We start from the raw sequence: 23354 nt of genomic DNA on the forward strand, positions 1-23354 counted from the left end.
CTTTCCTTTTATGGTGTTACGCAGACCAGCGAAAGTTCTTGATAGCCCGTGGCCTTTTCGCCCATGGGTTTCAACTCAGGCACCTGTAACGAGCAACTTTCGCTTGGGTCTTCTCCCCACTTGACCATCAACCGGTCACCTGCAGAGGCACCCGAGATGTAAATATCTCCGTTGGTGCCCACGGTGCCGCTGTTCTTGCCTGACGCGCTGAAAATACTGGCGCCCAGGGGCGGGGAGTCAGCGTCATTGATCTTGCTGTGTACCAGCAGGCTTTGGCCGGTATGTGTTTCAAACTTCACATGGGAAATGGCGCCACGTGTGGGCACTACATCTTTGGAGGCCAGGGGAATATCCAGGCCACTGCCAATGTCTTCGGTACGCAGCGCAACACGGTTGTGGCGATACGGGGTGGCAGAGGTCATGACCGCATACCCGGAGCCGTCGATCGCCACGCCGGGCTGGTTTTCCAGACGCACGCCCTTGGCATCTTCGGCTTCAATCAACACGAAGGTGTTCTGCAGCGGTTGGGTCAGCGTGATCCCTCCCGGGTGGGCGACGATGCCGCCGGACACACCCAGCGAAGTTTGCTGATATTCGTTGCTGTAGCTGTAACCCGCGTTGATCAGGCCCTTGCTCCCCTGATAGCCGATGTTGGCCGAGGACGTCTGCCCGGAATATTCGTCGTGTCCGGTCTGCACCACGTAATTGAGCCGGTTGTCGTCCAGTGCAGAACCACTCAGGCCAGTGCTGTAGGTGTTACCCGACTGCTTGCTGTGACCGACACTGAAACTGGCATTCATGTCGGACGATTCCTTGCGCAAAAAGCTGAACGGAATCGAGACGGTCAGGTTGAGGCTGCGGTCCTTGTAGCCATAGTTACTGCGGCTGTCCTGATAAAAAACCCCATAGCTGGTGTTTTTGTAGCTGCTGTTAAAGCCCGCTTGCAGGGTTCGATCCTCACCGCTGCCGCCCCAGTAAGACTGGTTGCTCAGGTTGGCATACAGGGTCGAACTGCCCCCAAGGCGCTGATTGACCGACAGTTCCACACGCTGGCGTTTATTGCCGAAGGTATCGGTGTAATAGGTGCGGCGACGGGACTCGGCCCAACCCGGAACGCCCAAGTTGTCATTGTCGTTTTCGTCGTAGTACTCGTTGCGGTAAGCCCCGTTTTCATAACGGTCGCGTTCGGCAACGGCATCAGTGAAATCGTAATAACCCGAGGTCGAGTAACGGTAGCCGGCTATGCGAAACTCAGTGCCCAGGTTGTTCAGCGACTTGGAGTACAGGAAGCGCACGCTCTGCCCCTGCTTGCTGTCACCACTGGCCAGGTCGGTATCGGAAAAAGACGCGTCGACCGACACGGCGCCCCAGTTACCCAGGTTTTTACCCAGGCCGGCGACGGCCGAGCGATAGTTCTGCGCCATCATCAGGCCGCCGTAGGGCGTGATGTCGTACGCCATCCCGGCGGACAAGGTGCCTTGTACAAAGTTGGGCTTATAGCGGGTGGTGCCATCGTGATACTTGCCCGCTGTTAGCTGATAGTCCCAGATCCCCTCACGCAACATATTGGGTACTGAAGAAAAGGGCAGGCTGAAACTGCTTCTGGAGCCATTGGCTTCAATGACCGTGACATCCAGATTGCCGCTCAAAGTGCTCGGGTAAATATCGGTCAGGGCAAAGGGCCCAGGAGGCACATTGGTGCTGTAGATGGTGTAACCGTTCTGCCGGACTTCAACCCGGGCACTGGTCAGCGCTACGCCATGTACCACCGGGGCATATCCGCGCAGGCTCTCGGGCAACATGTCATTGGCGCTGGACAGCTGCACGCCACGGAATTGAACACTGTCAAAAACGTTATTGTCGGTGTTGGTCTGACCGATCACCAGGCGGCTGCGCAAGGACACAATATCCGTTTGTGCCCAGGTCGAAATGTTATCGAAACTGGAGCCCGCACCCGATTGCTGGCTGAGCGTCGAGTTGTTGCGCAAACGCCAGTTGCCGAGATTGACCCCGCTGTTGAGGCTCAGGAACGAGTAGTCAGAGGTTTTGTCTGCCTGATTATTGCCATAGCGGTTGTGGCTGCCGTTGAAGTTGTAGTTAACAAAACCGGCATTGATGCCGCGGTCATACACCTTGGGTGAAATGGAGCCTTGTGCCCGTGGCGCCAGATACAGCTGCGGCACATCGATATCCAGGTGCTGCAGTGCCGCGTCATAGTTCAGCTTTGTGCCCGGAACTTGCTGGTTCAAGGCAAAGCAATCGCTGGCATCCTGCACTTGGCGGTCGCTGAGCTTGATGCCATAGCCCTGGTAGTCCTGTGCTGACAGGCACGGCACTATGGGCTGGTCCGGGGCCGCTTTCCTGAATTCGACATCGCGATGGTCAACACGCTGGCCATTCAAATAAATATCGAACGGATAGTGTCCGGGAAGGATGTCATCGCTGCCGGATAAAGCGCTGACCTGGGCGATAGAGTCGTTGCCACGGATAAAGGAGGTATTGAACTGTTCGGTGGCCATGGCAACAGGAGAAAGCAAAAATGGCACAATAAAAAAATAACCTGCGCTGTGACCCATATTGGTGTTGCGTGCCAGCGTGGACGTTGCTGTTTTGTTGTGTACCACTTTGTGTATCCCCTGAATAACCTGACTCAATTTAACGAGACATTTTTAATCTCGGTATGGCCACCATAATTATTGATATAGGTAAACGACAGGCCATTGGCGGACTGAGCATCGGGTGGCAGTGTTATATTCAAACTGTCGTAAGGTTTCACCATGTCGGCATTGACTTTCCAGGTCTTGTCACCCTGGTTAAGTGTCAATACACCCAGGGTCACGTGCAGGGGGCCGTTATTAGTCACGATTAACTTCTGCCCTTGATGCTGCCACTTCAAGGCTTGCGCCTCAGCCTGCAAGTTGGTTTTTAACACCTCAGGGCGATAAAACAATTTAATCCGGGTGCGAATTGCAACTTGCAGCACGTTCTCCTGTTTCGGCGCCGGCGGAATTTCCTGTACGTTGATCCAGAACAACGATTCGCGATCCTGCGGTAATCCTTCGCCTGAATAGATAAAGCGCAAAATGGCGTCTTTATCCGGGGCCAGCTTTAAAATAGGGGGTGTCACAATGATCGGTATATTCTGCGGTATGCGACTCGCATCCCCCGTATCCAGCCAGCTTTGAACCATATAGGTCGCGTCGCTGTCATTATGGATAGAGAGTGATGTCGATTGATTTTCACTGTTATAAATAACCCGCGTTGCGTCCACCTGAATGCCAGCAAACGTGTTCGCGGAACAGGCGAGCAAAGCACACAAGAGTACTTTTTTCATAAAGGTTTCAGCGCTCGGAAATAGGCCGTCCTTGGCCAGTAATGCTCCAGCGGGTTTAATTACTTGTATTCGATAGAGAAGGTAGCGGTCGAGTTCGCCTGGCCGGCAGTCACCACGTCCTGGTAGGACTTGTAGCGGGCGCGCAGGTTGAATGTGGCAGAACCCGGGTTGGCGCCGTCAGCGGCAACAGTGACCAGCGCCGGGCTGGTAACATCCTGGCTGATTGGCAGCGTGGCGCCATTGTGGTCCAGGACTTCAATACCTACACCGGCTGCACCGCCGGTAACGGCCAGCAACTCAGGGTGACCGGCTGGAGTGTTGCCATCAAAGCGCAAGGTGTAATCACCGGCTTCACACTTTTCCAGATTGATATCGAACGCTTTGGCACCGCTGGTGGAGCCTGAAGTCGGGAATGCTGTAGTCGGGTACTTGCCCAGGTAAACTTGCTTGTTTTGGTCGCGATCTGAAACTTTACAGGTGGACTGTACGATTTCACCGGTAAAGGCAACATTGCCACTTGCAGCCACTGCAGTGTAAGCAGTAACGGACAGGCTCAGTGCAGCCAGGGACACTAGAATTTTTTTCATGTTTTATTACTCATCAAATAGAGAATCAAGTAAACAGCCAGCAGAACTGCCCGGAACAAACTCGTAACTAAGCGGTGATTGAATTCACAGAAAACCAATAATCACCATGCGAGCGCGTTCAGCAATGGCAAGGGCCATTGCTTCCAGGAACTATCGATTACGCTGTGTGAGGTCGTTTAATGTCGAATAACACACTTCTGTGTGCTGATGGCATCAACATGTTTTATGACCGGGGAAGATTATTACCGGGGGCAAACTGTCGTGTCAATACAATGGCAGAGTTGCGGATTGTTTGAGGGGTTGTCGTTTTTTTGACGTTATATGTAATGCTGGATAATAATTTTTATCGGGAAGTTGTAATTAAGACTCTTTTAAATCCCACATTGCATGAGCGTGATAAACAGAAAATCGTATGCTGGATAAGGCATTAGCTGCGGTGTTGGAACGATAGTGCAATTTGCCTGCAAGGTGCCGGATCGCCAAAAAATGGGCAGCTTTGAAAATTTGTTTGAGTGATTAATCGCTTTCAGGAGCGGTAATGGACAGCAATATTTTTTTCGCGGCCCGACAATAAACCCTCCAGGCATGCAGTGCTGGATGATTAACCCTAGGTGCATTTGCGCGGATTTTCACGGGGCTTGCAGAAATACGCCAAGTGGCGCGGGATCAATCCTGGCCTGCATCGTAGAAGGTGGCGTTATCAATGCCATTCAGGGGTGAGGCTCATTGAGCCGCTGTGCATCTTCTTTTTTTCCGCAGGTACAGTCCACAAGCTTTTATCACGGTCGTCATATATTGATTCTATCCCGCTCCGATCTAACAGCATTAAGCGTGCGCAACGCCCGTGACTTGTGCGAACTGAAACGCCTCGATGCCCGGGTCCGCGGATACCTGAGTTCAGCTTCATCCCGGTGGTCAGCGATGAACAGGCAGCATAGGCCCCCGATGGTGGAGTCGATCAAAGACTCGCTACAGGGCGCAGGCGCAGAGCTCGGTGCCGCTGCACAGCAGTGTGAGTCCTGCTTGAACTTGATTGGCGGATTCAGCTGGGGATATAGGGAGGAGGGGGGTACAGCGGATAGGGGCAGGCAGGGGTAGATCGTCAGGCACAAAAAAACCGGCTCGGGGGCCGGTTTCTCTGTGCTGCAAGTCCTGTAAGAGACTTGCAGTTGCTGCTGTTTGGTGCCCCGAGGGAGACTCGAACTCCCACTTCTTGCGAAAACGGATTTTGAATCCGCCGCGTCTACCAATTCCGCCATCAGGGCTCAATGGCGGCGAAGTATAGAGATGAGGTTTAGGTCGGTCAACAACTTATTGGTCTATTTTTACTAAGTCCGTTAAACTTCCCGGCCCTGCTAGACGAAACCTATCATGCGCGTTGCTGACTTTACTTTCGAGCTCCCTGATTCACTCATCGCACGCCATCCTTTGGCGGAGCGCCGCAACAGTCGCCTGCTGACCCTGGATGGGGAGAGCGGGGCACTGGCACATCGTCAATTCACTGATTTGCTTGAGCATTTACGCCCGGGCGATCTGATGGTGTTTAACAATACCCGGGTAATTCCTGCTCGCTTGTTCGGCCAGAAGGCCTCGGGCGGCAAGCTGGAAATTCTGGTTGAACGGGTGCTCGACAGTCATCGGGTACTGGCGCATGTGCGCTCCAGCAAGTCGCCGAAACCAGGGTCGAAAATCCTGATTGATGGCGGCGGCGAAGCCGAGATGCTGGCGCGCCACGATGCGTTGTTCGAGCTGGGCTTTGCCGAGGAGGTTTTGCCTCTGCTGGACCGCGTCGGGCATATGCCGTTGCCACCTTATATCGACCGTCCGGATGAAGGTTCGGACCGCGAGCGCTATCAGACGGTGTACGCCGAGCGCCTCGGTGCGGTCGCGGCACCGACGGCGGGGCTGCACTTCGATGAGCCGTTGATGCAGGCGATTGCCGCCAAGGGCGTCGAGACTGCGTTCGTGACCCTGCACGTAGGTGCCGGTACGTTCCAGCCGGTGCGGGTCGAGCGTCTTGAAGATCACCATATGCACACTGAATGGCTGGAAGTCGGCCAGGATGTGGTGGATGCCGTGGCGGCGTGCCGTGCACGGGGCGGGCGGGTGATTGCGGTGGGTACGACCAGCGTCCGTTCGCTGGAGAGTGCTGCCCGCGATGGCGTGCTCAAGCCGTTCAGTGGCGATACCGATATCTTTATCTTCCCGGGCCGGCCGTTCCATGTGGTCGATGCCCTGGTGACCAATTTCCATTTGCCTGAATCCACGCTGCTGATGCTGGTTTCGGCGTTCGCCGGTTATCCCGAAACCATGGCGGCCTATAAGGCTGCGGTTGAGCATGGGTACCGCTTCTTTAGTTACGGTGATGCAATGTTCATCACCCGCAATCCTGCGCCGACGGCTCCTGCCCCGGCCCCTGAGGATCAAGCATGAGCAACTGTCGTATGTCTTTCGAGCTGCTTGCCACTGATGGCAAGGCTCGTCGCGGTCGTCTGACCTTTCCCCGCGGTGTGGTCGAGACCCCGGCCTTCATGCCGGTCGGTACCTACGGCACGGTCAAGGGGATGCTGCCGCGCGATATCGTCGATACCGGCGCGCAGATGATTCTGGGCAACACCTTTCACCTGTGGTTGCGTCCTGGCACTGAAGTGATCAAGAAGCACGGCGACCTGCACGATTTCATGAAGTGGCAAGGTCCGATCCTGACCGATTCGGGTGGTTTCCAGGTGTTCAGCCTGGGCGCCATGCGCAAGATCAAGGAAGAGGGCGTGACCTTTGCTTCGCCGGTTGATGGCGCCAAGGTGTTCATGGGGCCGGAAGAGTCGATGCAGGTCCAGCGCGATCTGGGCTCCGACGTGGTGATGATTTTTGACGAGTGCACGCCGTACCCGGCCGATGAAGACGTGGCGCGGGTTTCCATGGAGCTGTCGTTGCGCTGGGCCCAGCGTTCCAAGATTGCCCATGGTGACAACACGGCGGCCTTGTTCGGCATCGTTCAGGGCGGCATGCACCAGAACCTGCGCGAGCGTTCGCTCGAAGGCCTGAACAAGATCGGTTTTGATGGCCTGGCCATCGGCGGTCTGTCGGTGGGCGAGCCCAAGCACGAAATGATCAAGGTGCTGGATTACCTGCCCGGGATGATGCCTGCTGACAAACCTCGTTACCTTATGGGAGTTGGCAAGCCGGAAGATCTGGTTGAGGGTGTGCGCCGCGGTGTGGACATGTTCGATTGCGTGATGCCAACCCGCAATGCCCGCAACGGGCATCTGTTTATTGATACCGGTGTAATCAAGATCCGTAACGCGTTTCATCGCCATGATGATTCGCCGCTGGATCCGACCTGTGACTGCTATACGTGCCAGAACTTCTCCCGCGCTTATCTGCATCATCTGGACAAGTGCGGCGAAATGCTGGGGAGCATGCTCAATACCATCCATAATTTGCGGCACTATCAGGTGCTCATGGCTGGTTTGCGCGAGTCTATTCAACAGGGTACATTGGCCACCTTTGTCGACGCCTTCTATGCCAAGCGCGGGCTGCCTGTGCCGCCCTTGGACTGAGTTTCGGACCTTTAAGAAACAACATTGCAACTGGAGTGCTTAATGAGCTTTTTCATCTCTTCCGCTTTCGCGGACGCTGCTGCACCTGCCGCTGCTGGCCCTATGGGTGGCGGTTTTGAATGGATTTTCCTGGTCGGCTTCCTGGTCATCTTCTATCTGATGATCTGGCGTCCACAGGCCAAGCGCGCCAAAGAGCAGAAAGCCCTGTTGGGTAACCTGCAAAAAGGTGACGAGATCGTAACTACTGGCGGTATCGCCGGCAAAATCGTCAAAGTTTCCGATGCGTTCGTTGTGATTGAAGTGTCGGACACTGTTGAACTGAAAATTCAGAAAGGCTCTGTTGCAGCCACGTTGCCTAAAGGCACGCTGAAAGCGATCTAAAGTTTCAACTTTTAACAATCGACGGGGCGCGCAAGGCGCCCCGCGTTTTAAGCGGGCGGCGTGATTGATGCTGAACAAATACCCTCTGTGGAAATACATTCTGATCCTGGCTGTGCTGGCGATCGGTTTTATTTATTCCGCTCCCAATCTGTACCCTGATGACCCGGCAATCCAGATTTCGGGTGCGAGCACGGCTTTGCAGGTCAGCCAGGCTGATCTGGATCGTGCAAGCAAGGCACTGACCGATGCAGGCATTGAAGTCAAGGCAGCCTCTTTGGCCCAGGGCGGCAAAGGTGGTTTGCTGCGTCTGGTCAAGAAAGACGACCAGCTACCCGCCAAGGATGTGGTGCGCAAGGCTTTGGGTGACGACTATGTCGTAGCGCTCAACCTGGCACAGACCACGCCGCAATGGTTGCGTAGTCTGGGTGCTCACCCGATGAAACTGGGTCTGGACTTGTCTGGTGGTGTGCACTTCCTGCTGGAAGTGGACATGGATAAAGCCGTCGATGCACGTATGAAAGTGTACGAAGGCGATGTCAAAAGTCTGCTGCGTAAAGAGAAGGTGCGTTATCGCAGCCTGCCGCAACTCAATGGCGCCATTCAGTTGGGTTTCACTGATGAAGCGGTCCGTGAGCAAGCGCGTAGTCTGATCCGCAAGAACTTCAATGACTTTGACGTAACCACAGCCGATCTCAACGGTCAGCCGGTTCTGCGTCTGGCGATGACCCCGGCCAAGCTGGCGGAAATCCGTGAGTATTCCATCAAGCAAAACCTGACAACGGTCCGTAACCGGGTCAACGAGTTGGGTGTTGCCGAGCCTCTGGTTCAGCGTCAGGGTGCCAACCGCATCGTGGTTGAACTGCCGGGCGTGCAAGACACCGCCGAAGCCAAGCGTATTCTGGGCAAGACGGCCAACCTTGAGTTCCGTCTGGCAGCAGAGCCGGGCGCTTCCAAAGCCACTTCCGAGACGTTCGAATTCCGCGAAGGCAATCGTCCTGGCGCGCAAATCGAGCGCGGTCTGATCATCACCGGTGACCAGGTGACAGACGCTCAGGCAGGCTTTGACGAGCACGGTCGTCCACAGGTGAACATCAAGCTTGATGGTCACGGTGGCGAGCTGATGAGTCGTTCGACCCGCAGCAACGTGGGCCGCAGCATGGCGGTAATCTTCATCGAGCAGCGCCCGGTGACGACTTACACCAAGCAAGTGGTCGACGGTGTCGAGAAGGACGTGCCGACCCAGACGTTCAAGGAAGACAAGAAGATCATCAGCCTGGCGACCATCCAGTCGCCACTGGGCAGCCAGTTCCGGATTACCGGTCTGAATGGCCAGGGTGAGGCTTCCGAGCTTGCCTTGCTGTTGCGTGCCGGTGGTCTGGCAGCGCCAATGTACTTCGCTGAAGAGCGCACCATTGGTCCGAGCCTGGGTGCTGACAACATCACCAAGGGTATCGATGCATCGCTGTGGGGCATGCTGTTCGTGTCGATCTTCATCATTGCCATCTACCGTTTCTTCGGTGTGATTGCGACGGTGGCACTGGCGGGTAACATGGTCTTGCTGCTGGCTCTGATGTCGGTGCTGGGTGCAACCCTGACCCTGCCGGGGATTGCCGGTATCGTCTTGACCATGGGTATGGCGGTCGATGCCAACGTGCTGATCTTCTCGCGGATTCGTGAAGAGATCGCCAATGGCATGACGGTGCAGCGAGCGATCAATGAAGGCTTCAGTCGTGCATTTACGGCGATTGTCGACTCCAACCTGACAACTCTGCTGGTTGGCGGGATTCTCTTTGCCATGGGTACCGGGCCGGTCAAAGGCTTTGCGGTGACCATGTCCCTCGGGATCTTTACCTCGATGTTCACGGCCATTATGGTGACCCGCGCAATGGTCAACCTTGTGTACGGCGGTCGGGACTTCAAGAAGTTGTGGATTTAAGGGGCTGCCATGTTACGTACAATCAACTTCATGGGCGTTCGCAACGTTGCGTTCGGCGTCACTGTAGTACTCACCGTGCTGGCTTTGTTCAGCATGTTCCACAAGGGCATGAACTACGGCCTGGACTTCACTGGCGGTACGCTCATCGAGCTGACCTACGAGAAGCCGGCAGATCTGACCAAGGTGCGTACCGAGCTTGCCTCGGCAGGCTTCCATGACGCTGTAGTACAGAGCTTTGGTGCTACCACCGACCTGCTGGTGCGTATGCCTGGCGATGATCCGTTGCTGGGCAACAAGGTTGCAGCGGCTCTGGGGCAGGCCGATACGGCTAACCCTGCGGTCATCAAGCGCGTTGAGTTCGTGGGCCCGCAAGTGGGTGAAGAACTGCGCGACCAGGGCGGCCTCGGCATGCTGATGGCGCTGGGCGGCATCATGCTGTACCTGGCCTTCCGCTTTCAGTGGAAGTTCGCGGTGGGCGCGATCGTGTCTCTGGTTCACGACGTGATCGTGACCATGGGCGTGCTGTCGTTCTTCCAGATTACCTTCGACCTGACGGTGCTGGCGGCGGTGCTGGCCATTATTGGCTACTCGCTCAACGACACCATCGTGGTATTCGACCGGGTACGGGAGAACTTCCGGGTGCTGCGCAAGGCCAGCCTGATCGATAACATCAACATCTCGACCACGCAAACCCTGTTGCGCACCATGGCGACCTCGATCTCCACCCTGTTGGCGATCGCGGCACTGCTGATCTTCGGTGGCGATAACCTGTGGGGCTTCTCGATCGCGCTGTTCGTGGGCGTATTGGCGGGTACTTACTCGTCGATCTACATCGCCAACGTGGTGCTGATCTGGTTGAACCTGAGTGCCGAGGATTTGATTCCTCCTGTTGTGACCGACAAGGAGATCGATGACCGTCCATAACGGTTAATCATCTTCGAGTTGTTACCTAAAAAGGCGCGAGTATTGAACTCGCGCCTTTTTTTGTGCTCCAAGGCTGGGATTAGCGTGGGATTTTTCCCATCTGTGATGGTTTGGAGGTTCAAGTGAACAAGTCTTTGCTGGTAGGTGCTGTTTTAGGTGCGGTGGCTGTGACCGCCGGGGGCGCTTTTGCCACCTACACCCTGGTTAAAGGCCCTGAGTCTGCGCAGGTATTGGCTGTTCAGCCGGTCACGCAACAGATCAAGACACCGCGTGAGGTGTGCAAGGATGTGACTGTGACGCGTCAGGCGCCGGTCAAGGATCAGCATCAGATCGTCGGTAGCGTACTGGGTGCAGTCGCTGGTGGTTTGCTGGGTAATCAGGTGGGCGGTGGTAACGGCAAGAAGATCGCCACGGTGGCTGGTGCGGTCGGTGGTGGCTATGCCGGTAACAAGGTTCAGGAAGGCATGCAGAACCGCGATACCTATACCACGACGCAAACGCGCTGCAACACGGTCAACGACATCAGCGACAAGGTTGTCGGTTATGACGTGCGTTACTCGCTGGATGGCAAGGAAGGCAAGGTGCGGATGGATCATGAGCCGGGCAATGAAATTGCCGTCGACAAGCAGGGCAAGTTGATCCTGAATTAATGCCACTGTCGGGGCGGGCTGTTCAGCGGAGCATTGCGGATATCGAGTCTGCTGGTATGTAGCTCGCTCCTGCAGGTATCCGGAGTCCGGTCAAAGGTTGGCCAGGTCTTTGTTGGAATGGCAGTCAAAAAAAAGCACCCCGAAGGGTGCTTTTTTTATGCGCGGAGTTCGCTTAGCGTTTCAGCGAGGCCGGCAGGTGTGGCTGGATTGCGGTCAGTACAGCTTTGAAGCACTTTGTGTTGCCGGCAACGATGTGGCCTTTTTCAAGGAAATCGTGGCCGCCGGTGAAGTCGCTGACGAGACCGCCGGCTTCCTGGATCAGCAGGGCGCCTGCTGCCATGTCCCACTCGGACAGGCCCGACTCCCAGAATGCGTCATAACGGCCGGCTGCAACGTAAGCCAGGTCCAGGCTGGCAGCACCGGCGCGGCGGATGCCGGCAGTCTGGCCAACCAGGCTGCGGAACATGCCCAGGTAGTTATCCAGGTTGTCCATCTGGTTGTCGCGGAACGGGAAGCCGGTACCCAGCAGGGCGCCATCAAGGCTGGTGCGACCGCTGACACGCAGGCGGCGACCATTGAGCTGGGCGCCACGGCCACGGCTGGCGGTGAATTCTTCCTGGCGAACCGGGTCGAGAACCACTGCGTGCTCAAGGCGGCCACGGTATTTGCAGGCGATGCTTACGGCGAAGTGTGGAACGCCGCGCAGGAAGTTGGTGGTGCCATCCAGCGGATCGATGATCCACAGGTAGTCTTCACCTTCACCGCTGCCTGGGTGCATGCCGGTTTCTTCACCGCGGATGCCGTGTGTCGGGTAGGCCTTGCGCAAGGCGTCGATGATTTTCTGTTCAGCAGCACGATCGACTTCAGAGACGTAATCCTTGGCGTCTTTTTCGTCGACCTTGATGGTATCCAGGCGCTCGATGGAGCGGAAAATCAATTCACTGGCGCTGCGGGCGGCGCGCAGCGCGATATTCAGCATGGGCTGCATGGACGTTTCACCTAGGTCGTTAAAGAAAGCCGAATATTCTATCAGAAAAGTTCAGTAGATGAAGGTTTGCATTAGCTTTCGTAGCTTATGGCGTTTCGCTTAGGTAAGATTTGCTCCCTTTTGTTGGCCTGTGAGCGCTTCCTTTGCTGCCTAATATTCGTGTCGTTCTGGTCAATACCAGTCATCCCGGGAACATCGGCGGTGCTGCGCGTGCCATGAAAAACATGGGATTGTCGCGGCTGGTTCTGGTGGAGCCCAGGTTGTTTCCACACCATGAGGCTGATGCCCGGGCGTCGGGGGCGGGTGACATTCTTGAAAATGCACAAGTCGTTGCCACCCTGGAAGATGCCCTGGTGGGTTGTAATCTGGTGCTGGGCACCAGTGCCCGTGATCGTCGTATCCCCTGGCCGCTGCTGGACCCGCGCGAGTGCGGGCAGAAAGTGGTGGAAGAAGCGGGGCAGGGGGCTGAAATCGCCCTGGTGTTCGGTCGTGAAGATTCCGGCCTGACCAATGAAGAGCTGCAGCGTTGCCACTTTCATGTGCATATCCCTTCGGACCCCGAATTCAGCTCTCTGAATCTGGGTGCTGCCGTGCAGGTCTTGAGCTACGAGATCCGCATGTCATGGCTGGCGGCTCAGGGTCAGCCGAGCAAAATCGAAAAAGAGGAAGTGGCTTCCACTAAAAGTGGCGAGCTGGCGACCATGGATGAGCTGGAGCGCTTCTATGAGCATCTGGAGCAGACCCTGGTGGCCATCGAGTTCATGGATCCGGAAAAACCGCGTCACCTCATGGCGCGCTTGCGCCGACTGTACGGGCGCAGCTCGGTCAGTCGTGCAGAAATGAACATTTTGCGTGGCATTCTCACCGAAACCCAAAAAGCAGCTCGTGGCGAGTTGCTCAAGCGCAAGGATTAATGATGTTCGAGCGTCTGCGTGAAGATATCCAGAGTGTGTTTCATCGTGATCCTGCTGCGCGTAATGCTTTTGAGGTGTTGACCTGCTACCCGGGCATGCATGCCATCTGGATTCACCGCTTGTCCGCTTTGCTGTGGGGGGCTGGCTGGAAATGGCTGGCTCGGCTGGTGTCGAACTTCGGGCGCTGGCTGACCGGGATCGAGATTCACCCGGGGGCCAAGGTGGGGCGTCGGTTTTTCATCGACCACGGCATGGGTATCGTCATTGGTGAGACGGCTGAAATCGGCGACGACGTGACCCTTTATCAGGGTGTGACGCTGGGCGGCACGAGCTGGAACAAGGGCAAGCGCCATCCGACTCTGGAAAACGGGGTTGTGGTGGGGGCGGGGGCCAAGGTTCTTGGTCCGTTTACCGTGGGTGCCGGAGCCAAGGTTGGCTCCAATGCCGTGGTGACCAAAGAGGTGCCTGCCGGGGCGACAGTTGTCGGGATCCCGGGGCGCATCATCATCAAGAGCGACGATGAGGCACAAGCCAAGCGCAAGGCCATGGCCGAGAAGATTGGCTTTGATGCTTACGGTGTCGGCGAGGACATGCCGGATCCGGTGGCGCGGGCCATTGGTCAGTTGCTGGATCATCTGCAGGCGGTCGACGGCAAGCTTGATGGTATGTGCGGGGCGCTCAAGGATCTGGGCAGCACTTATTGCGCTCAGGACCTGCCGCAGCTGCGCGAAGAGGACTTCGCCTGCGTCAAGGACAAGGATCAAGGCAAGGCGGTCTAGGTCTTGCTTTGACCCTGGGGGAGCTGGTCTGGTGACGCTGCGCTGAGCAGTCGCCGGCCTCTGGGGGCCCTGGGGTCTTGCGCATCAGGCCTTGATGCCTCATGTGCCATTACGCCGCATACCCTGCTACAATGCGCGCGCTGTTTTGCGGGTAATCCCGACTAAAGTACTAGGTCTAATACTTGACTTAAATAGTCGGGAATAGCATACTCGCCTCCATTCCGAATTCCGTGGTACCTGTCCATGAGACTGACTACAAAAGGCCGTTACGCCGTTACTGCAATGCTTGATTTGGCGTTGCACGCACAGCACGGGCCGGTGTCCCTGGCTGATATTTCCGAACGCCAGGGCATTTCCCTATCCTACCTTGAGCAACTGTTTGCCAAGTTGCGCCGCAGCAGTCTGGTTTCCAGTGTGCGTGGCCCGGGCGGCGGCTATCAGCTGTCGCGCGACATGCAGGGTATTCAGGTAGCCCAGGTTATCGATGCAGTGAACGAGTCCGTCGATGCCACGCGTTGCCAGGGGCTTGGCGATTGCCATGCCGGCGACACGTGCCTGACCCACCATTTGTGGTGCGACCTGAGCCTGCAGATCCACGATTTTCTCAGCGGTATCAGCTTGGCTGATCTTGTCACTCGCCGTGAGGTACAAGAGGTAGCCCAGCGTCAGGATCAACGCCGCTGTAATGGCAAGGCGCCACACCTGGATAAGATCGAAGCGTCCGCCGTCGAGTGATTGCATAAAAACGACGGTGCGCCAGCCAGCCTGATTTAGGAGATAGTCCATGAAATTGCCAATTTACCTCGATTATTCAGCCACTACCCCGGTTGATCCGCGTGTTGCTCAAAAAATGAGCGACTGCCTGCTGGTTGACGGCAACTTCGGTAACCCGGCGTCGCGCTCCCACGTATTTGGCTGGAAGGCTGAAGAAGCGGTGGAGAATGGCCGTCGTCAGGTCGCCGATCTGGTTAACGCCGACCCGCGTGAAATTGTCTGGACCTCCGGTGCAACCGAGGCCAACAACCTGGCGATCAAGGGTGCTGCGCATTTCTATGCCACCAAAGGCAAGCACCTGATCACCGACAAGATTGAACACAAAGCCGTCCTCGATACCATGCGTCAGCTGGAGCGCGAAGGCTTTGAAGTGACCTATATCGAACCGGGTACCGACGGTCTGGTAACGCCGGCCATGGTTGAAGCGGCCATGCGTGATGACACCATCCTGGTTTCGATCATGCACGTTAACAACGAAATCGGCACCGTCAACGATATCGCCGCCATTGGTGAGCTGACTCGCTCGCGCGGCGTGTTGTTCCATGTCGATGCGGCCCAGTCCACCGGCAAGGTAGAAATCGACCTGGCAAAACTGAAAGTCGACATGATGTCCTTCTCGGCTCACAAGACTTACGGTCCTAAAGGTATCGGCGCACTTTATGTAAGCCGCAAGCCTCGCGTACGTATCGAAGCTGCCATGCACGGCGGCGGTCATGAGCGCGGCATGCGTTCGGGCACCCTGGCTACCCACCAAATCGTGGGCATGGGCGAAGCGTTCCAGATCGCCAAAGAAGAAATGGCCGCCGAGAACATCCGGATCAAAGCCCTGAGCGACCGTTTCTTCAAGCAGGTTGAACACCTTGAAGAGCTGTACGTCAACGGCAGCATGACCGCCCGCGTACCGCACAACCTGAACCTGAGCTTCAACTATGTTGAAGGCGAGTCGCTGATCATGGCGCTCAAGGATCTGGCCGTGTCGTCCGGTTCGGCCTGTACCTCTGCTTCCCTTGAGCCGTCCTACGTGTTGCGCGCCCTGGGCCGTAACGACGAACTGGCACACAGCTCGATCCGCTTCACCTTCGGTCGTTTCACCACTGAAGAAGAAATTGATTACGCCGCGCAGAAGGTTTGCGAGGCTGTTACCAAGCTGCGCGCACTGTCGCCGCTGTGGGACATGTACAAAGACGGCATCGACATTTCGAAAATCGAATGGGCGGCGCACTAACAATTTAAGTCGCCACAGGCAGGCGCTGTAAACGCAGCGAACAGCAGCATTGCAGCGTCTCAAGAGCGACTCTCTGATGAGTGAGGATTAGTACCATGGCTTACAGCGAAAAGGTCATCGACCACTACGAAAACCCGCGCAACGTCGGCAAGATGGACGCGGAAGACCCGGATGTCGGCACCGGCATGGTGGGTGCACCGGCGTGCGGCGACGTGATGCGTTTGCAGATCAAGGTCAACGAGCAGGGCATCATTGAAGATGCCAAGTTCAAGACCTATGGTTGCGGTTCGGCAATCGCTTCCAGCTCCCTGGCAACCGAGTGGATGAAGGGCAAGACTCTGGATGAAGCAGAGACCATCAAAAACACTCAGCTGGCTGAAGAGCTGGCCTTGCCACCGGTAAAAATTCACTGCTCGGTACTCGCAGAAGACGCCATCAAGGCAGCTGTTCGCGATTACAAGCAGAAGAAAGGTTTGATCTGATCCGTTTGCCCGCTGCCAGCAATGGCGCGGGCAGGGTGATGATACTGGCGATTCGTAAGGAGTCCTGATGGCTATCAGCATGACAGAAGCGGCGGCCCGGCATATTCGTCGTTCCCTTGACGGGCGCGGCAAGGGTGAGGGGATTCGTCTGGGTGTTCGCACTACGGGCTGTTCCGGTCTCGCCTATGTGATGGAGTTCGTTGATGAGGTCGGCAGTGAGGACCAGGTGTTTGAGAGTCATGGCGAAAAGGTGATCATCGATCCCAAGAGCCTGACCTATCTCGACGGTACCGAACTCGATTTCACCAAGGAAGGGTTGAACGAAGGCTTCAAGTTCAACAATCCCAACGTGCGCGGTGAATGTGGCTGCGGCGAAAGCTTCAACATCTGAGGCTACTCGTGGGCACTCCTTGTCATTTCGCATTATTTGAACTGCAGCCGAGCTTCACGCTGGATCTCGAGCAGTTGGCCACGCGCTACCGTGAGTTGGCGCGTGGTGTGCATCCGGATCGATTTGCTGATGCTTCCGAGCGTGAGCAACGACTGGCGCTGGAGCAATCCGCCAGCCTCAACGAGGCCTACCAGACGCTCAAAAGCCCACCCAAGCGCGCGCGATACCTGCTTGCGATGAATGGGCGTGAGATGCCGCTGGAAGTCACGGTGCATGATCCCGAGTTTCTGATGCAGCAGATGCATTGGCGCGAAGAGCTTGAAGACTTGCAGGACAGCGCCGATATGGCAGGTATTGCTGCATTCAAGCGTCGGCTCAAAGCCGCTCAGGATCAGTTGAACGACAGCTTCGCTGCTTGCTGGAATGATGCAGCGCAGCGCGAACAGGCCGAGCGCCTGATGCGCCGCATGCAGTTCCTCGACAAGCTCACTTACGAAGTGCGCCAGTTAGAAGAGCGCCTCGACGATTAACCCAGTGCCGCCACGGTTGCACGCCTGATATACAGATAAGTCCTGATTACGATGGCCCTACTGCAGATCGCCGAACCCGGCCAAAGTCCTCAACCGCACCAGCGACGTCTGGCTGTGGGGATCGACTTGGGCACTACCAATTCGCTGGTCGCTGCTTTGCGCAGCGGTCTTTCCGAGCCGCTGGCCGATGCTGACGGCAAAGTCATCCTGCCGTCTGCGGTGCGTTATCACGCCGATCGCATCGAGGTGGGCGAGTCTGCCCGTCTGGCGGCTTCCAGTGATCCTTTCAATACCGTGCTGTCGGTCAAGCGCTTGATGGGTCGTGGTCTGTCCGACGTCAAGCAATTGGGCGAGCAGCTGCCTTATCGCTTTGTGGGCGGTGAGTCGCACATGCCGTTCATTGACACCGTGCAGGGCCCGAAAAGCCCGGTAGAGGTGTCAGCCGACATTTTGAAAGTGCTGCGCGAGCGTGCTGAAAAAACCTTGGGCGGAGAATTGGTAGGGGCGGTGATCACCGTGCCGGCTTATTTCGATGACGCTCAGCGTCAGGCCACCAAGGATGCGGCGCGACTGGCCGGGCTCAATGTCTTGCGCCTGCTCAACGAGCCGACTGCTGCTGCCGTGGCGTACGGTCTTGACCAGCACGCTGAAGGCGTGGTCGCCATCTATGACCTGGGTGGCGGTACTTTCGATATCTCGATCCTGCGTTTGACCGGCGGTGTGTTTGAAGTCCTGGCCACTGGCGGCGACAGCGCCCTGGGCGGCGACGACTTTGACCATGCGATTGCCAGCTGGATTGTCGAGCAGGCAGGTTTGTCGGCGGATCTCGATCCGGGCACCCAGCGCCAATTGCTGCAAATTGCCTGCGCTGCCAAAGAAGGTCTGACCGATGCTTCGTCCGTATCTGTCGCTTATGGCGACTGGCAGGCCGAGCTGACCCGTGAAGCTTTCGATGCCCTGATCGAGCCGATGATAGCCCGCAGTCTGAAGGCTTGTCGCCGTGCTGTACGTGACTCCAATATTGAGCTTGATGAAGTTCAGGCGGTGGTGATGGTCGGTGGTTCGACCCGCGTGCCGCGTGTGCGCGAAGCGGTTGCCGAAATGTTTGGTCGTCAGCCATTGACCGATATCGACCCCGATCAGGTGGTCGCCATTGGTGCTGCGATTCAGGCCGACACCCTGGCCGGTAACAAGCGTGATGGTGGCGAACTGTTATTGCTGGACGTGATTCCGCTGTCGCTCGGTCTTGAGACCATGGGCGGCCTGATGGAGAAGGTCATTCCGCGCAACACCACAATCCCGGTGGCTCGTGCGCAAGACTTCACCACCTATAAAGACGGCCAGACGGCCATGATGATTCATGTGCTGCAGGGCGAGCGCGAGCTGATCAGTGATTGCCGCTCCCTGGCGCGTTTTGAATTGCGTGGCATTCCGCCCATGGTGGCCGGTGCCGCCAAAATCCGCGTCACCTTTCAGGTCGATGCTGATGGTTTGCTCAATGTGACGGCCCGCGAGCTGGGGTCGGGTGTCGAGGCAACCATTCAGGTCAAGCCGTCCTACGGTCTGACCGATGGTGAAATCGCCAAAATGCTCAAGGATTCGTTCCAGTACGCCAGTGACGACAAGGTCGCACGGGTGTTGCGTGAGCAGCAGGTCGATGCTCAGCGTCTGATCGAGGCGGTACAGGCGGCGCTGGATGTTGATGGCGATCGTTTGCTGGACGCCGAAGAGCGGATGGTCATCGAACTGCAAATGCAGGAACTGGCCCAATTGTTGAAAGGCACCGATGGTTATGCCATCGAGCAGCAGACCAAGCGTCTGTCGCAAGTGACCGATGCCTTCGCTGCCCGGCGCATGGACTTGACGGTTAAAGCCGCCCTGTCGGGACGCAACTTGAATGAAATCGAGGAATAACTGATGCCGCAGATCATTTTTCTGCCACACGCCGAGCATTGCCCGGACGGTATGGTTGTTGAGGCTGAGACCGGCAAAACCATTCTCGAAGTGGCCCACGACAATCACATCGAAATCGAAAGCGCTTGCGGCGGTGTTTGCGCCTGCACCACTTGTCACTGTGTGATTCGTGAAGGCTTCGACTCCCTCAATGAGGCTGACGAGCTGGAAGAAGATTACCTCGATCGGGCCTGGGGTCTGGAAGCGACCTCGCGCCTGAGCTGTCAGGCCCGGGTTGGCACTGAAGACATCACGGTCGAAATTCCGAAATACTCGCTCAACCACGCCGCCGAAGCGCCGCACTGATAAGGAATTGTCATGAGCCTTAAATGGGTTGATGTGCAGGAAATCGCGATACAACTGGCCGAAGCCCACCCGGATGTCGATCCGCTGACGGTGAATTTCGTCAAGCTGCGCAACCTGGTCATGGCGTTGCCTGAGTTCGATGACATCCCTGATCGTGGCGGCGAGAAGGTCCTCGAAGCCATTCAGGGCTTGTGGATCGAAGAAGCTGACTAAACTTGCAACGCGCGTAATTATGAAATACCCAAGAACCCGCGTATAATTCGCGGGTTTAATTTTTCGCTTAAATCACTGTTTCTGGAGTTACACCATGGCTGTTCAACGCACTTTCTCCATCATCAAGCCTGACGCTGTTGCAAAAAACGTTATCGGCGAGATCACCACCCGTTTTGAAAAAGCCGGCCTGAAGGTTGTAGCTTCCAAACTGAAGCAACTGTCCAAAGCTGAAGCTGAAGGCTTCTACGCTGAGCACAGCGCTCGTGGCTTCTTCGGCGACCTGGTTGCTTTCATGATCTCCGGTCCGGTTGTTGTTCAGGTTCTGGAAGGCGAAAACGCCATCGCTCTGAACCGCGAACTGATGGGCGCTACCAACCCTAAAGAAGCAGCTGCCGGCACTATCCGTGCTGATTTCGCTGAATCCATCGACGCTAACGCTGTTCACGGTTCCGACTCTGAAGCAGCTGCTGCTCGCGAAATCTCCTACTTTTTCGCAGCTACTGAAGTAACCACTCGCTAAGTATTGGCTCGTGAGTGAGGGTGAAGACATGATTGCAACGACTGGCAAAACAAACCTGCTGGGCCTGACTCAGCCCCAAATGGAGAAATTCTTCGACTCAATCGGGGAGAAGCGTTTCCGTGCCGGTCAGGTCATGAAGTGGATTCACCACTTTGGCGTCGATGATTTCGACGCCATGACTAACGTCAGCAAGGCCTTGCGCGACAAGCTCAAGGCCATTGCTGAGGTTCGTGGACCTGAAGTCGTCAGCGAGGACATCTCCACCGATGGCACCCGTAAATGGGTGGTTCGTGTCGAGTCCGGCAGCTGCGTCGAAACCGTTTACATTCCCCAGGGCAAACGTGGCACTTTGTGCGTTTCGTCCCAGGCAGGCTGTGCCCTGGATTGCAGTTTCTGCTCCACCGGCAAGCAAGGTTTCAATAGCAACCTCACCGCCGCCGAAGTAATCGGCCAGGTGTGGATTGCCAACAAATCCTTTGGCAGCGTCCCGGCAACCGCCGACCGTGCCATCACCAACGTGGTGATGATGGGCATGGGTGAGCCGCTGCTGAACTTTGACAACGTGATTGCCGCCATGCATCTGATGATGGATGACCTGGGCTACGGCATCTCCAAGCGCCGGGTGACACTGTCTACCTCGGGCGTGGTGCCGATGATCGATGAGCTGGCCAAGCACATCGACGTTTCCCTGGCGTTGTCGCTGCATGCACCCAACGATGCATTGCGCAGCCAGTTGGTGCCGATCAACAAAAAGTACCCGCTCAAAATGCTGCTTGAGTCCTGCCGTCGCTATATGTCGACCCTGGGCGAGAAGCGTGTCTTGACCGTTGAGTACACCATGCTCAAAGACATCAACGACCACGTCGAACATGCCGTGGAAATGATCGAGTTGCTCAAGGACACCCCTTGCAAGATCAACCTGATCCCGTTTAACCCGTTCCCGCATTCGGGCTATGAGCGTCCAAGCAATAACGCCATTCGCCGTTTCCAGGATCTGCTGCATCAAGCCGGTTATAACGTGACAGTGCGTACCACTCGCGGTGAAGACATCGACGCTGCTTGCGGCCAGTTGGTCGGTCAGGTCAATGACCGTACCCGTCGTAGCGAGCGCTGGGTTGCCGGGCACGAGCAGAGCGGCGAAGGCGATGTAACGCAAAATGCTTCGCCGGCTCCCTGAGAGAGGACATCCATGATCCTGCGCGCCGCGCTTTCTTTTGGCTTGCTCAGCTTTTTGGCTGGCTGTGTGTCATCGGGCGGCTCAAACCCGATGACCACTGACAAGGGGCGTAACGCGGCGCGCGAGGTATATGTTCAACTGGGACTGGGTTATCTTCAGCAGGGGATGACCGAGCAGGCCAGGATCCCCTTGAGTAAAGCCCTGGAACTCGACAAGACTGATCCGGACACCAATGCTGCCCTGGCATTGGTGTTTCAGTCCGAGCAGGAGTTCGAACTGGCCGGGCAGGCCTTTCGCACAGCACTGCGTGCGCGGCCGGACGATGCCCGGATCCTGAATAACTATGGCAGCCTGCTTTTCGGGCAGCAGCGTTATCAGGAGGCCCATGATCAATTCCACAAAGCCCTGGCCGACAACCTTTATCCCGAGCGTTCGCGCATCTACGAGAACCTGGGGGTCGCTTCACTCAGGCTGGGGCAACGGGATGCAGGTCGCCAGCAGCTCGAAAAAGCCTTGCGCCTGAACCGTCAACAACCCCGTGCACTGCTCGAAATGGCTGAGTTGTCTTACGAAGACAGGCATTATGTGCCCGCACGTGACTATTACGATCGTTTTAGCCTGCTTAGCGGGCAAAATGCACGTAGTCTATTGCTCGGTGCGCGACTGGCGAGTGTTTTCGACGAGCGCACCCCAACTGCCAATTATGGCCAGCAACTAAAACGACTCTATCCCGGCACGCCGGAATATCAGCAATACCTGTCGGAGCAATGATGAAAGCGGCGCAACCCGAAGTTCTAGCAGCGACTCGTGTCAATCCCGGTGAGACTCTGCGTCAGGCCCGTGAAAACAATGGATGGACGTTGGCTGAAGTCGCCTTGAAACTCAATCTCACGGCCAGTTCCCTGAGCAACCTTGAGACCGGGGCGTTCGACAAGCTGCCAGGCCATACTTTTGCGCGCGGTTACATCCGTGCCTATGCCAAATTGCTTGGCATGGATCAGACCAGCCTGGTCCATGAGTTTGATTTGTACACAGGGACTGATGCCAATGGCAGCAACGTGCACAGTCTTGGCCGGATTGAAGAGCCTGTGCGGGTTTCCCACACCATTTTGCGTATTGTCAGCCTGCTGTTGCTGATCGCCGTGATAGGTGGCGGTTTCATCTGGTGGCAGGACCAGACGTCCATGCGCGCCAAGGACCTGATCGGTCTGGCTCCGGAACATGTCGAAGTTGAAGGTGCTGACGGTACGACCCGGATTCACCCGCTCGACGAGCCGGAAGACCAGGCAGTGGCAGAAGCCAAGGTCGAAGGCGAGACGCCTGTGGCGACTGATCCTGCTGCGCAGCAGGCCGGGACAGATGCGCCGGCATTGCCGGTTACGCCTGTAACGCCTGCCGCTACGCCAGCCCCTGTTGCCCCGACCCCGGTTGTGCCGGCACCTGTTGCAGCCCCTGATGCGGCGGCGCCCGCGGCACCGGTTGCAGGCACTGGCAAGGTCAATCTGCAATACACCGCCGATTGCTGGACTCAAGTCACCGATGGCACCGGCAAAGTGCTGTTTGGTGGTCTGAAGCGCAAGGGCGAGAATCTTGAAGTGAGCGGCAAGCCTCCACTGACCCTGCGTCTGGGCTATGCCCGTGGCGCACAGGTGACCTACAACGGTCAGGCTGTGGATGTGGCTCCTTTCACCAGTGGCGAGACTGCTCGCCTGAAGTTAGGTCAATAAGTC

At 56.7% G+C, this 23354-nt stretch carries 24 protein-coding genes and 1 tRNA gene; 20 read left to right on the plus strand and 5 right to left on the minus strand.

All coding sequences use genetic code 11. The annotated features are described in order from the left end of the window. Positions 1 to 8: 8 nt before the first annotated feature. From B195_RS04460 to B195_RS04475, 4 genes are all read right to left on the minus strand, one after another. Entirely contained in the window at positions 9 to 2546 is a 2538-nt protein-coding gene (locus tag B195_RS04460; RefSeq protein ID WP_238143952.1) for a fimbria/pilus outer membrane usher protein, read from the minus strand. Between the two features lie 104 nt (positions 2547 to 2650). After that, positions 2651 to 3334 carry a molecular chaperone gene (locus B195_RS04465; RefSeq protein ID WP_003443402.1) on the minus strand — a complete coding sequence of 228 codons (684 nt, stop codon included), beginning with the start codon at positions 3332 to 3334 and terminating at the stop codon, positions 2651 to 2653. 59 nt (positions 3335 to 3393) lie between these two features. Further along, positions 3394 to 3921 (minus strand): fimbrial protein, encoded by a 528-nt coding sequence (locus tag B195_RS04470; protein ID WP_003443401.1) that lies wholly within the window; start codon positions 3919 to 3921, stop codon positions 3394 to 3396. Between the two features lie 1180 nt (positions 3922 to 5101). Then, positions 5102 to 5186: transfer RNA gene (locus tag B195_RS04475), tRNA-Leu, on the minus strand. Positions 5187 to 5292: 106 nt separating this feature from the next. Between B195_RS04475 and queA the strand changes: the two genes are divergently transcribed. From queA to B195_RS04505, 6 genes are all read left to right on the plus strand, one after another. Then, a complete protein-coding gene (gene queA / locus B195_RS04480) occupies positions 5293 to 6354 on the plus strand; it encodes a tRNA preQ1(34) S-adenosylmethionine ribosyltransferase-isomerase QueA (RefSeq protein ID WP_003443400.1) in 1062 nt (353 codons plus the stop codon). Between the two features lie 11 nt (positions 6355 to 6365). Next, positions 6366 to 7481, plus strand: coding sequence for a tRNA guanosine(34) transglycosylase Tgt (tgt, locus tag B195_RS04485; RefSeq protein ID WP_003443399.1), 1116 nt, complete (start codon positions 6366 to 6368; stop codon positions 7479 to 7481). Between the two features lie 42 nt (positions 7482 to 7523). Continuing rightward, positions 7524 to 7862: a preprotein translocase subunit YajC gene (gene yajC / locus B195_RS04490; protein WP_003443398.1), complete on the plus strand. Its 339-nt coding sequence runs from the start codon at positions 7524 to 7526 to the stop codon at positions 7860 to 7862. A gap of 67 nt (positions 7863 to 7929) precedes the next feature. After that, on the plus strand, positions 7930 to 9798 hold the full coding sequence (secD, locus tag B195_RS04495) for a protein translocase subunit SecD (protein ID WP_003443396.1): 1869 nt from the start codon (positions 7930 to 7932) through the stop codon (positions 9796 to 9798). Positions 9799 to 9807: 9 nt separating this feature from the next. After that, positions 9808 to 10722: a protein translocase subunit SecF gene (gene secF / locus B195_RS04500; RefSeq protein ID WP_003443393.1), complete on the plus strand. Its 915-nt coding sequence runs from the start codon at positions 9808 to 9810 to the stop codon at positions 10720 to 10722. A gap of 122 nt (positions 10723 to 10844) precedes the next feature. Next, on the plus strand, positions 10845 to 11372 hold the full coding sequence (locus B195_RS04505) for a glycine zipper 2TM domain-containing protein (protein ID WP_003443390.1): 528 nt from the start codon (positions 10845 to 10847) through the stop codon (positions 11370 to 11372). Between the two features lie 172 nt (positions 11373 to 11544). On the opposite strand, the gene suhB is transcribed toward B195_RS04505, so the two are convergent. Further along, positions 11545 to 12360, minus strand: a complete 816-nt coding sequence (suhB, locus tag B195_RS04510; protein WP_003443386.1) for an inositol-phosphate phosphatase — start codon at positions 12358 to 12360, stop codon at positions 11545 to 11547. A 143-nt stretch (positions 12361 to 12503) separates the two neighbouring features. Here suhB and trmJ point away from each other — a divergent pair, with 143 nt between their 5' ends. From trmJ to B195_RS04580, 14 genes are all read left to right on the plus strand, one after another. Then, positions 12504 to 13274 carry a tRNA (cytosine(32)/uridine(32)-2'-O)-methyltransferase TrmJ gene (gene trmJ, locus B195_RS04515; RefSeq protein WP_003443383.1) on the plus strand — a complete coding sequence of 257 codons (771 nt, stop codon included), beginning with the start codon at positions 12504 to 12506 and terminating at the stop codon, positions 13272 to 13274. A 2-nt stretch (positions 13275 to 13276) separates the two neighbouring features. After that, a complete protein-coding gene (cysE, locus tag B195_RS04520; protein ID WP_003443380.1) occupies positions 13277 to 14053 on the plus strand; it encodes a serine O-acetyltransferase in 777 nt (258 codons plus the stop codon). Between the two features lie 243 nt (positions 14054 to 14296). Next, complete coding sequence (gene iscR, locus B195_RS04525; RefSeq protein WP_003443378.1) at positions 14297 to 14788, plus strand: Fe-S cluster assembly transcriptional regulator IscR; 492 nt, start codon at positions 14297 to 14299, stop codon at positions 14786 to 14788. 49 nt (positions 14789 to 14837) lie between these two features. Further along, complete coding sequence (locus B195_RS04530) at positions 14838 to 16052, plus strand: IscS subfamily cysteine desulfurase (RefSeq protein WP_003443375.1); 1215 nt, start codon at positions 14838 to 14840, stop codon at positions 16050 to 16052. A gap of 95 nt (positions 16053 to 16147) precedes the next feature. Beyond that, a complete protein-coding gene (gene iscU, locus B195_RS04535) occupies positions 16148 to 16534 on the plus strand; it encodes a Fe-S cluster assembly scaffold IscU (protein WP_003443374.1) in 387 nt (128 codons plus the stop codon). A 67-nt stretch (positions 16535 to 16601) separates the two neighbouring features. Next, positions 16602 to 16925, plus strand: coding sequence for an iron-sulfur cluster assembly protein IscA (gene iscA / locus B195_RS04540; protein WP_003443371.1), 324 nt, complete (start codon positions 16602 to 16604; stop codon positions 16923 to 16925). An 8-nt stretch (positions 16926 to 16933) separates the two neighbouring features. After that, entirely contained in the window at positions 16934 to 17455 is a 522-nt protein-coding gene (gene hscB / locus B195_RS04545; protein ID WP_003443369.1) for a co-chaperone HscB, read from the plus strand. Positions 17456 to 17506: 51 nt separating this feature from the next. Next, positions 17507 to 19369: a Fe-S protein assembly chaperone HscA gene (hscA, locus tag B195_RS04550; protein WP_003443367.1), complete on the plus strand. Its 1863-nt coding sequence runs from the start codon at positions 17507 to 17509 to the stop codon at positions 19367 to 19369. Between the two features lie 3 nt (positions 19370 to 19372). Next, the gene (gene fdx, locus B195_RS04555; protein ID WP_003443365.1) at positions 19373 to 19714 is read left to right on the plus strand and encodes an ISC system 2Fe-2S type ferredoxin; all 342 of its coding nucleotides are present in this window, start codon (positions 19373 to 19375) and stop codon (positions 19712 to 19714) included. A 12-nt stretch (positions 19715 to 19726) separates the two neighbouring features. Continuing rightward, positions 19727 to 19927 (plus strand): Fe-S cluster assembly protein IscX, encoded by a 201-nt coding sequence (gene iscX / locus B195_RS04560; RefSeq protein WP_003443363.1) that lies wholly within the window; start codon positions 19727 to 19729, stop codon positions 19925 to 19927. A gap of 94 nt (positions 19928 to 20021) precedes the next feature. Beyond that, positions 20022 to 20447, plus strand: a complete 426-nt coding sequence (gene ndk / locus B195_RS04565) for a nucleoside-diphosphate kinase (RefSeq protein ID WP_003443361.1) — start codon at positions 20022 to 20024, stop codon at positions 20445 to 20447. Positions 20448 to 20475: 28 nt separating this feature from the next. Next, the gene (rlmN, locus tag B195_RS04570; RefSeq protein WP_003443359.1) at positions 20476 to 21624 is read left to right on the plus strand and encodes a 23S rRNA (adenine(2503)-C(2))-methyltransferase RlmN; all 1149 of its coding nucleotides are present in this window, start codon (positions 20476 to 20478) and stop codon (positions 21622 to 21624) included. Positions 21625 to 21636: 12 nt separating this feature from the next. Then, entirely contained in the window at positions 21637 to 22395 is a 759-nt protein-coding gene (gene pilW / locus B195_RS04575; protein WP_003443357.1) for a type IV pilus biogenesis/stability protein PilW, read from the plus strand. After that, a complete protein-coding gene (locus B195_RS04580) occupies positions 22395 to 23351 on the plus strand; it encodes a RodZ family helix-turn-helix domain-containing protein (protein ID WP_003443354.1) in 957 nt (318 codons plus the stop codon). The genes pilW and B195_RS04580 overlap by 1 nt, the downstream gene beginning before the upstream one ends. Positions 23352 to 23354 lie beyond the last annotated feature (3 nt).

Origin of the sequence: Pseudomonas sp. Lz4W, assembly GCF_000346225.2 — a bacterium.
Classification (GTDB): domain Bacteria; phylum Pseudomonadota; class Gammaproteobacteria; order Pseudomonadales; family Pseudomonadaceae; genus Aquipseudomonas; species Aquipseudomonas paraversuta.

Excerpts from the sequence above, each read along its gene's own strand:
- B195_RS04465 (WP_003443402.1), bottom strand. The coding sequence starts at position 3,334 with ATGAAAAAAGTACTCTTGTGTGCTTTGCTCGCCTGTTCCGCGAACACG.
- B195_RS04470 (WP_003443401.1), bottom strand. The coding sequence starts at position 3,921 with ATGAAAAAAATTCTAGTGTCCCTGGCTGCACTGAGCCTGTCCGTTACT.
- queA (WP_003443400.1), top strand. The coding sequence starts at position 5,293 with ATGCGCGTTGCTGACTTTACTTTCGAGCTCCCTGATTCACTCATCGCA.
- tgt (WP_003443399.1), top strand. The coding sequence starts at position 6,366 with ATGTCTTTCGAGCTGCTTGCCACTGATGGCAAGGCTCGTCGCGGTCGT.
- yajC (WP_003443398.1), top strand. The coding sequence starts at position 7,524 with ATGAGCTTTTTCATCTCTTCCGCTTTCGCGGACGCTGCTGCACCTGCC.
- secD (WP_003443396.1), top strand. The coding sequence starts at position 7,930 with ATGCTGAACAAATACCCTCTGTGGAAATACATTCTGATCCTGGCTGTG.
- secF (WP_003443393.1), top strand. The coding sequence starts at position 9,808 with ATGTTACGTACAATCAACTTCATGGGCGTTCGCAACGTTGCGTTCGGC.
- suhB (WP_003443386.1), bottom strand. The coding sequence starts at position 12,360 with ATGCAGCCCATGCTGAATATCGCGCTGCGCGCCGCCCGCAGCGCCAGT.
- cysE (WP_003443380.1), top strand. The coding sequence starts at position 13,277 with ATGTTCGAGCGTCTGCGTGAAGATATCCAGAGTGTGTTTCATCGTGAT.
- iscR (WP_003443378.1), top strand. The coding sequence starts at position 14,297 with ATGAGACTGACTACAAAAGGCCGTTACGCCGTTACTGCAATGCTTGAT.
- B195_RS04530 (WP_003443375.1), top strand. The coding sequence starts at position 14,838 with ATGAAATTGCCAATTTACCTCGATTATTCAGCCACTACCCCGGTTGAT.
- iscU (WP_003443374.1), top strand. The coding sequence starts at position 16,148 with ATGGCTTACAGCGAAAAGGTCATCGACCACTACGAAAACCCGCGCAAC.
- iscA (WP_003443371.1), top strand. The coding sequence starts at position 16,602 with ATGGCTATCAGCATGACAGAAGCGGCGGCCCGGCATATTCGTCGTTCC.
- hscA (WP_003443367.1), top strand. The coding sequence starts at position 17,507 with ATGGCCCTACTGCAGATCGCCGAACCCGGCCAAAGTCCTCAACCGCAC.
- fdx (WP_003443365.1), top strand. The coding sequence starts at position 19,373 with ATGCCGCAGATCATTTTTCTGCCACACGCCGAGCATTGCCCGGACGGT.
- iscX (WP_003443363.1), top strand. The coding sequence starts at position 19,727 with ATGAGCCTTAAATGGGTTGATGTGCAGGAAATCGCGATACAACTGGCC.
- ndk (WP_003443361.1), top strand. The coding sequence starts at position 20,022 with ATGGCTGTTCAACGCACTTTCTCCATCATCAAGCCTGACGCTGTTGCA.
- rlmN (WP_003443359.1), top strand. The coding sequence starts at position 20,476 with ATGATTGCAACGACTGGCAAAACAAACCTGCTGGGCCTGACTCAGCCC.
- pilW (WP_003443357.1), top strand. The coding sequence starts at position 21,637 with ATGATCCTGCGCGCCGCGCTTTCTTTTGGCTTGCTCAGCTTTTTGGCT.
- B195_RS04580 (WP_003443354.1), top strand. The coding sequence starts at position 22,395 with ATGAAAGCGGCGCAACCCGAAGTTCTAGCAGCGACTCGTGTCAATCCC.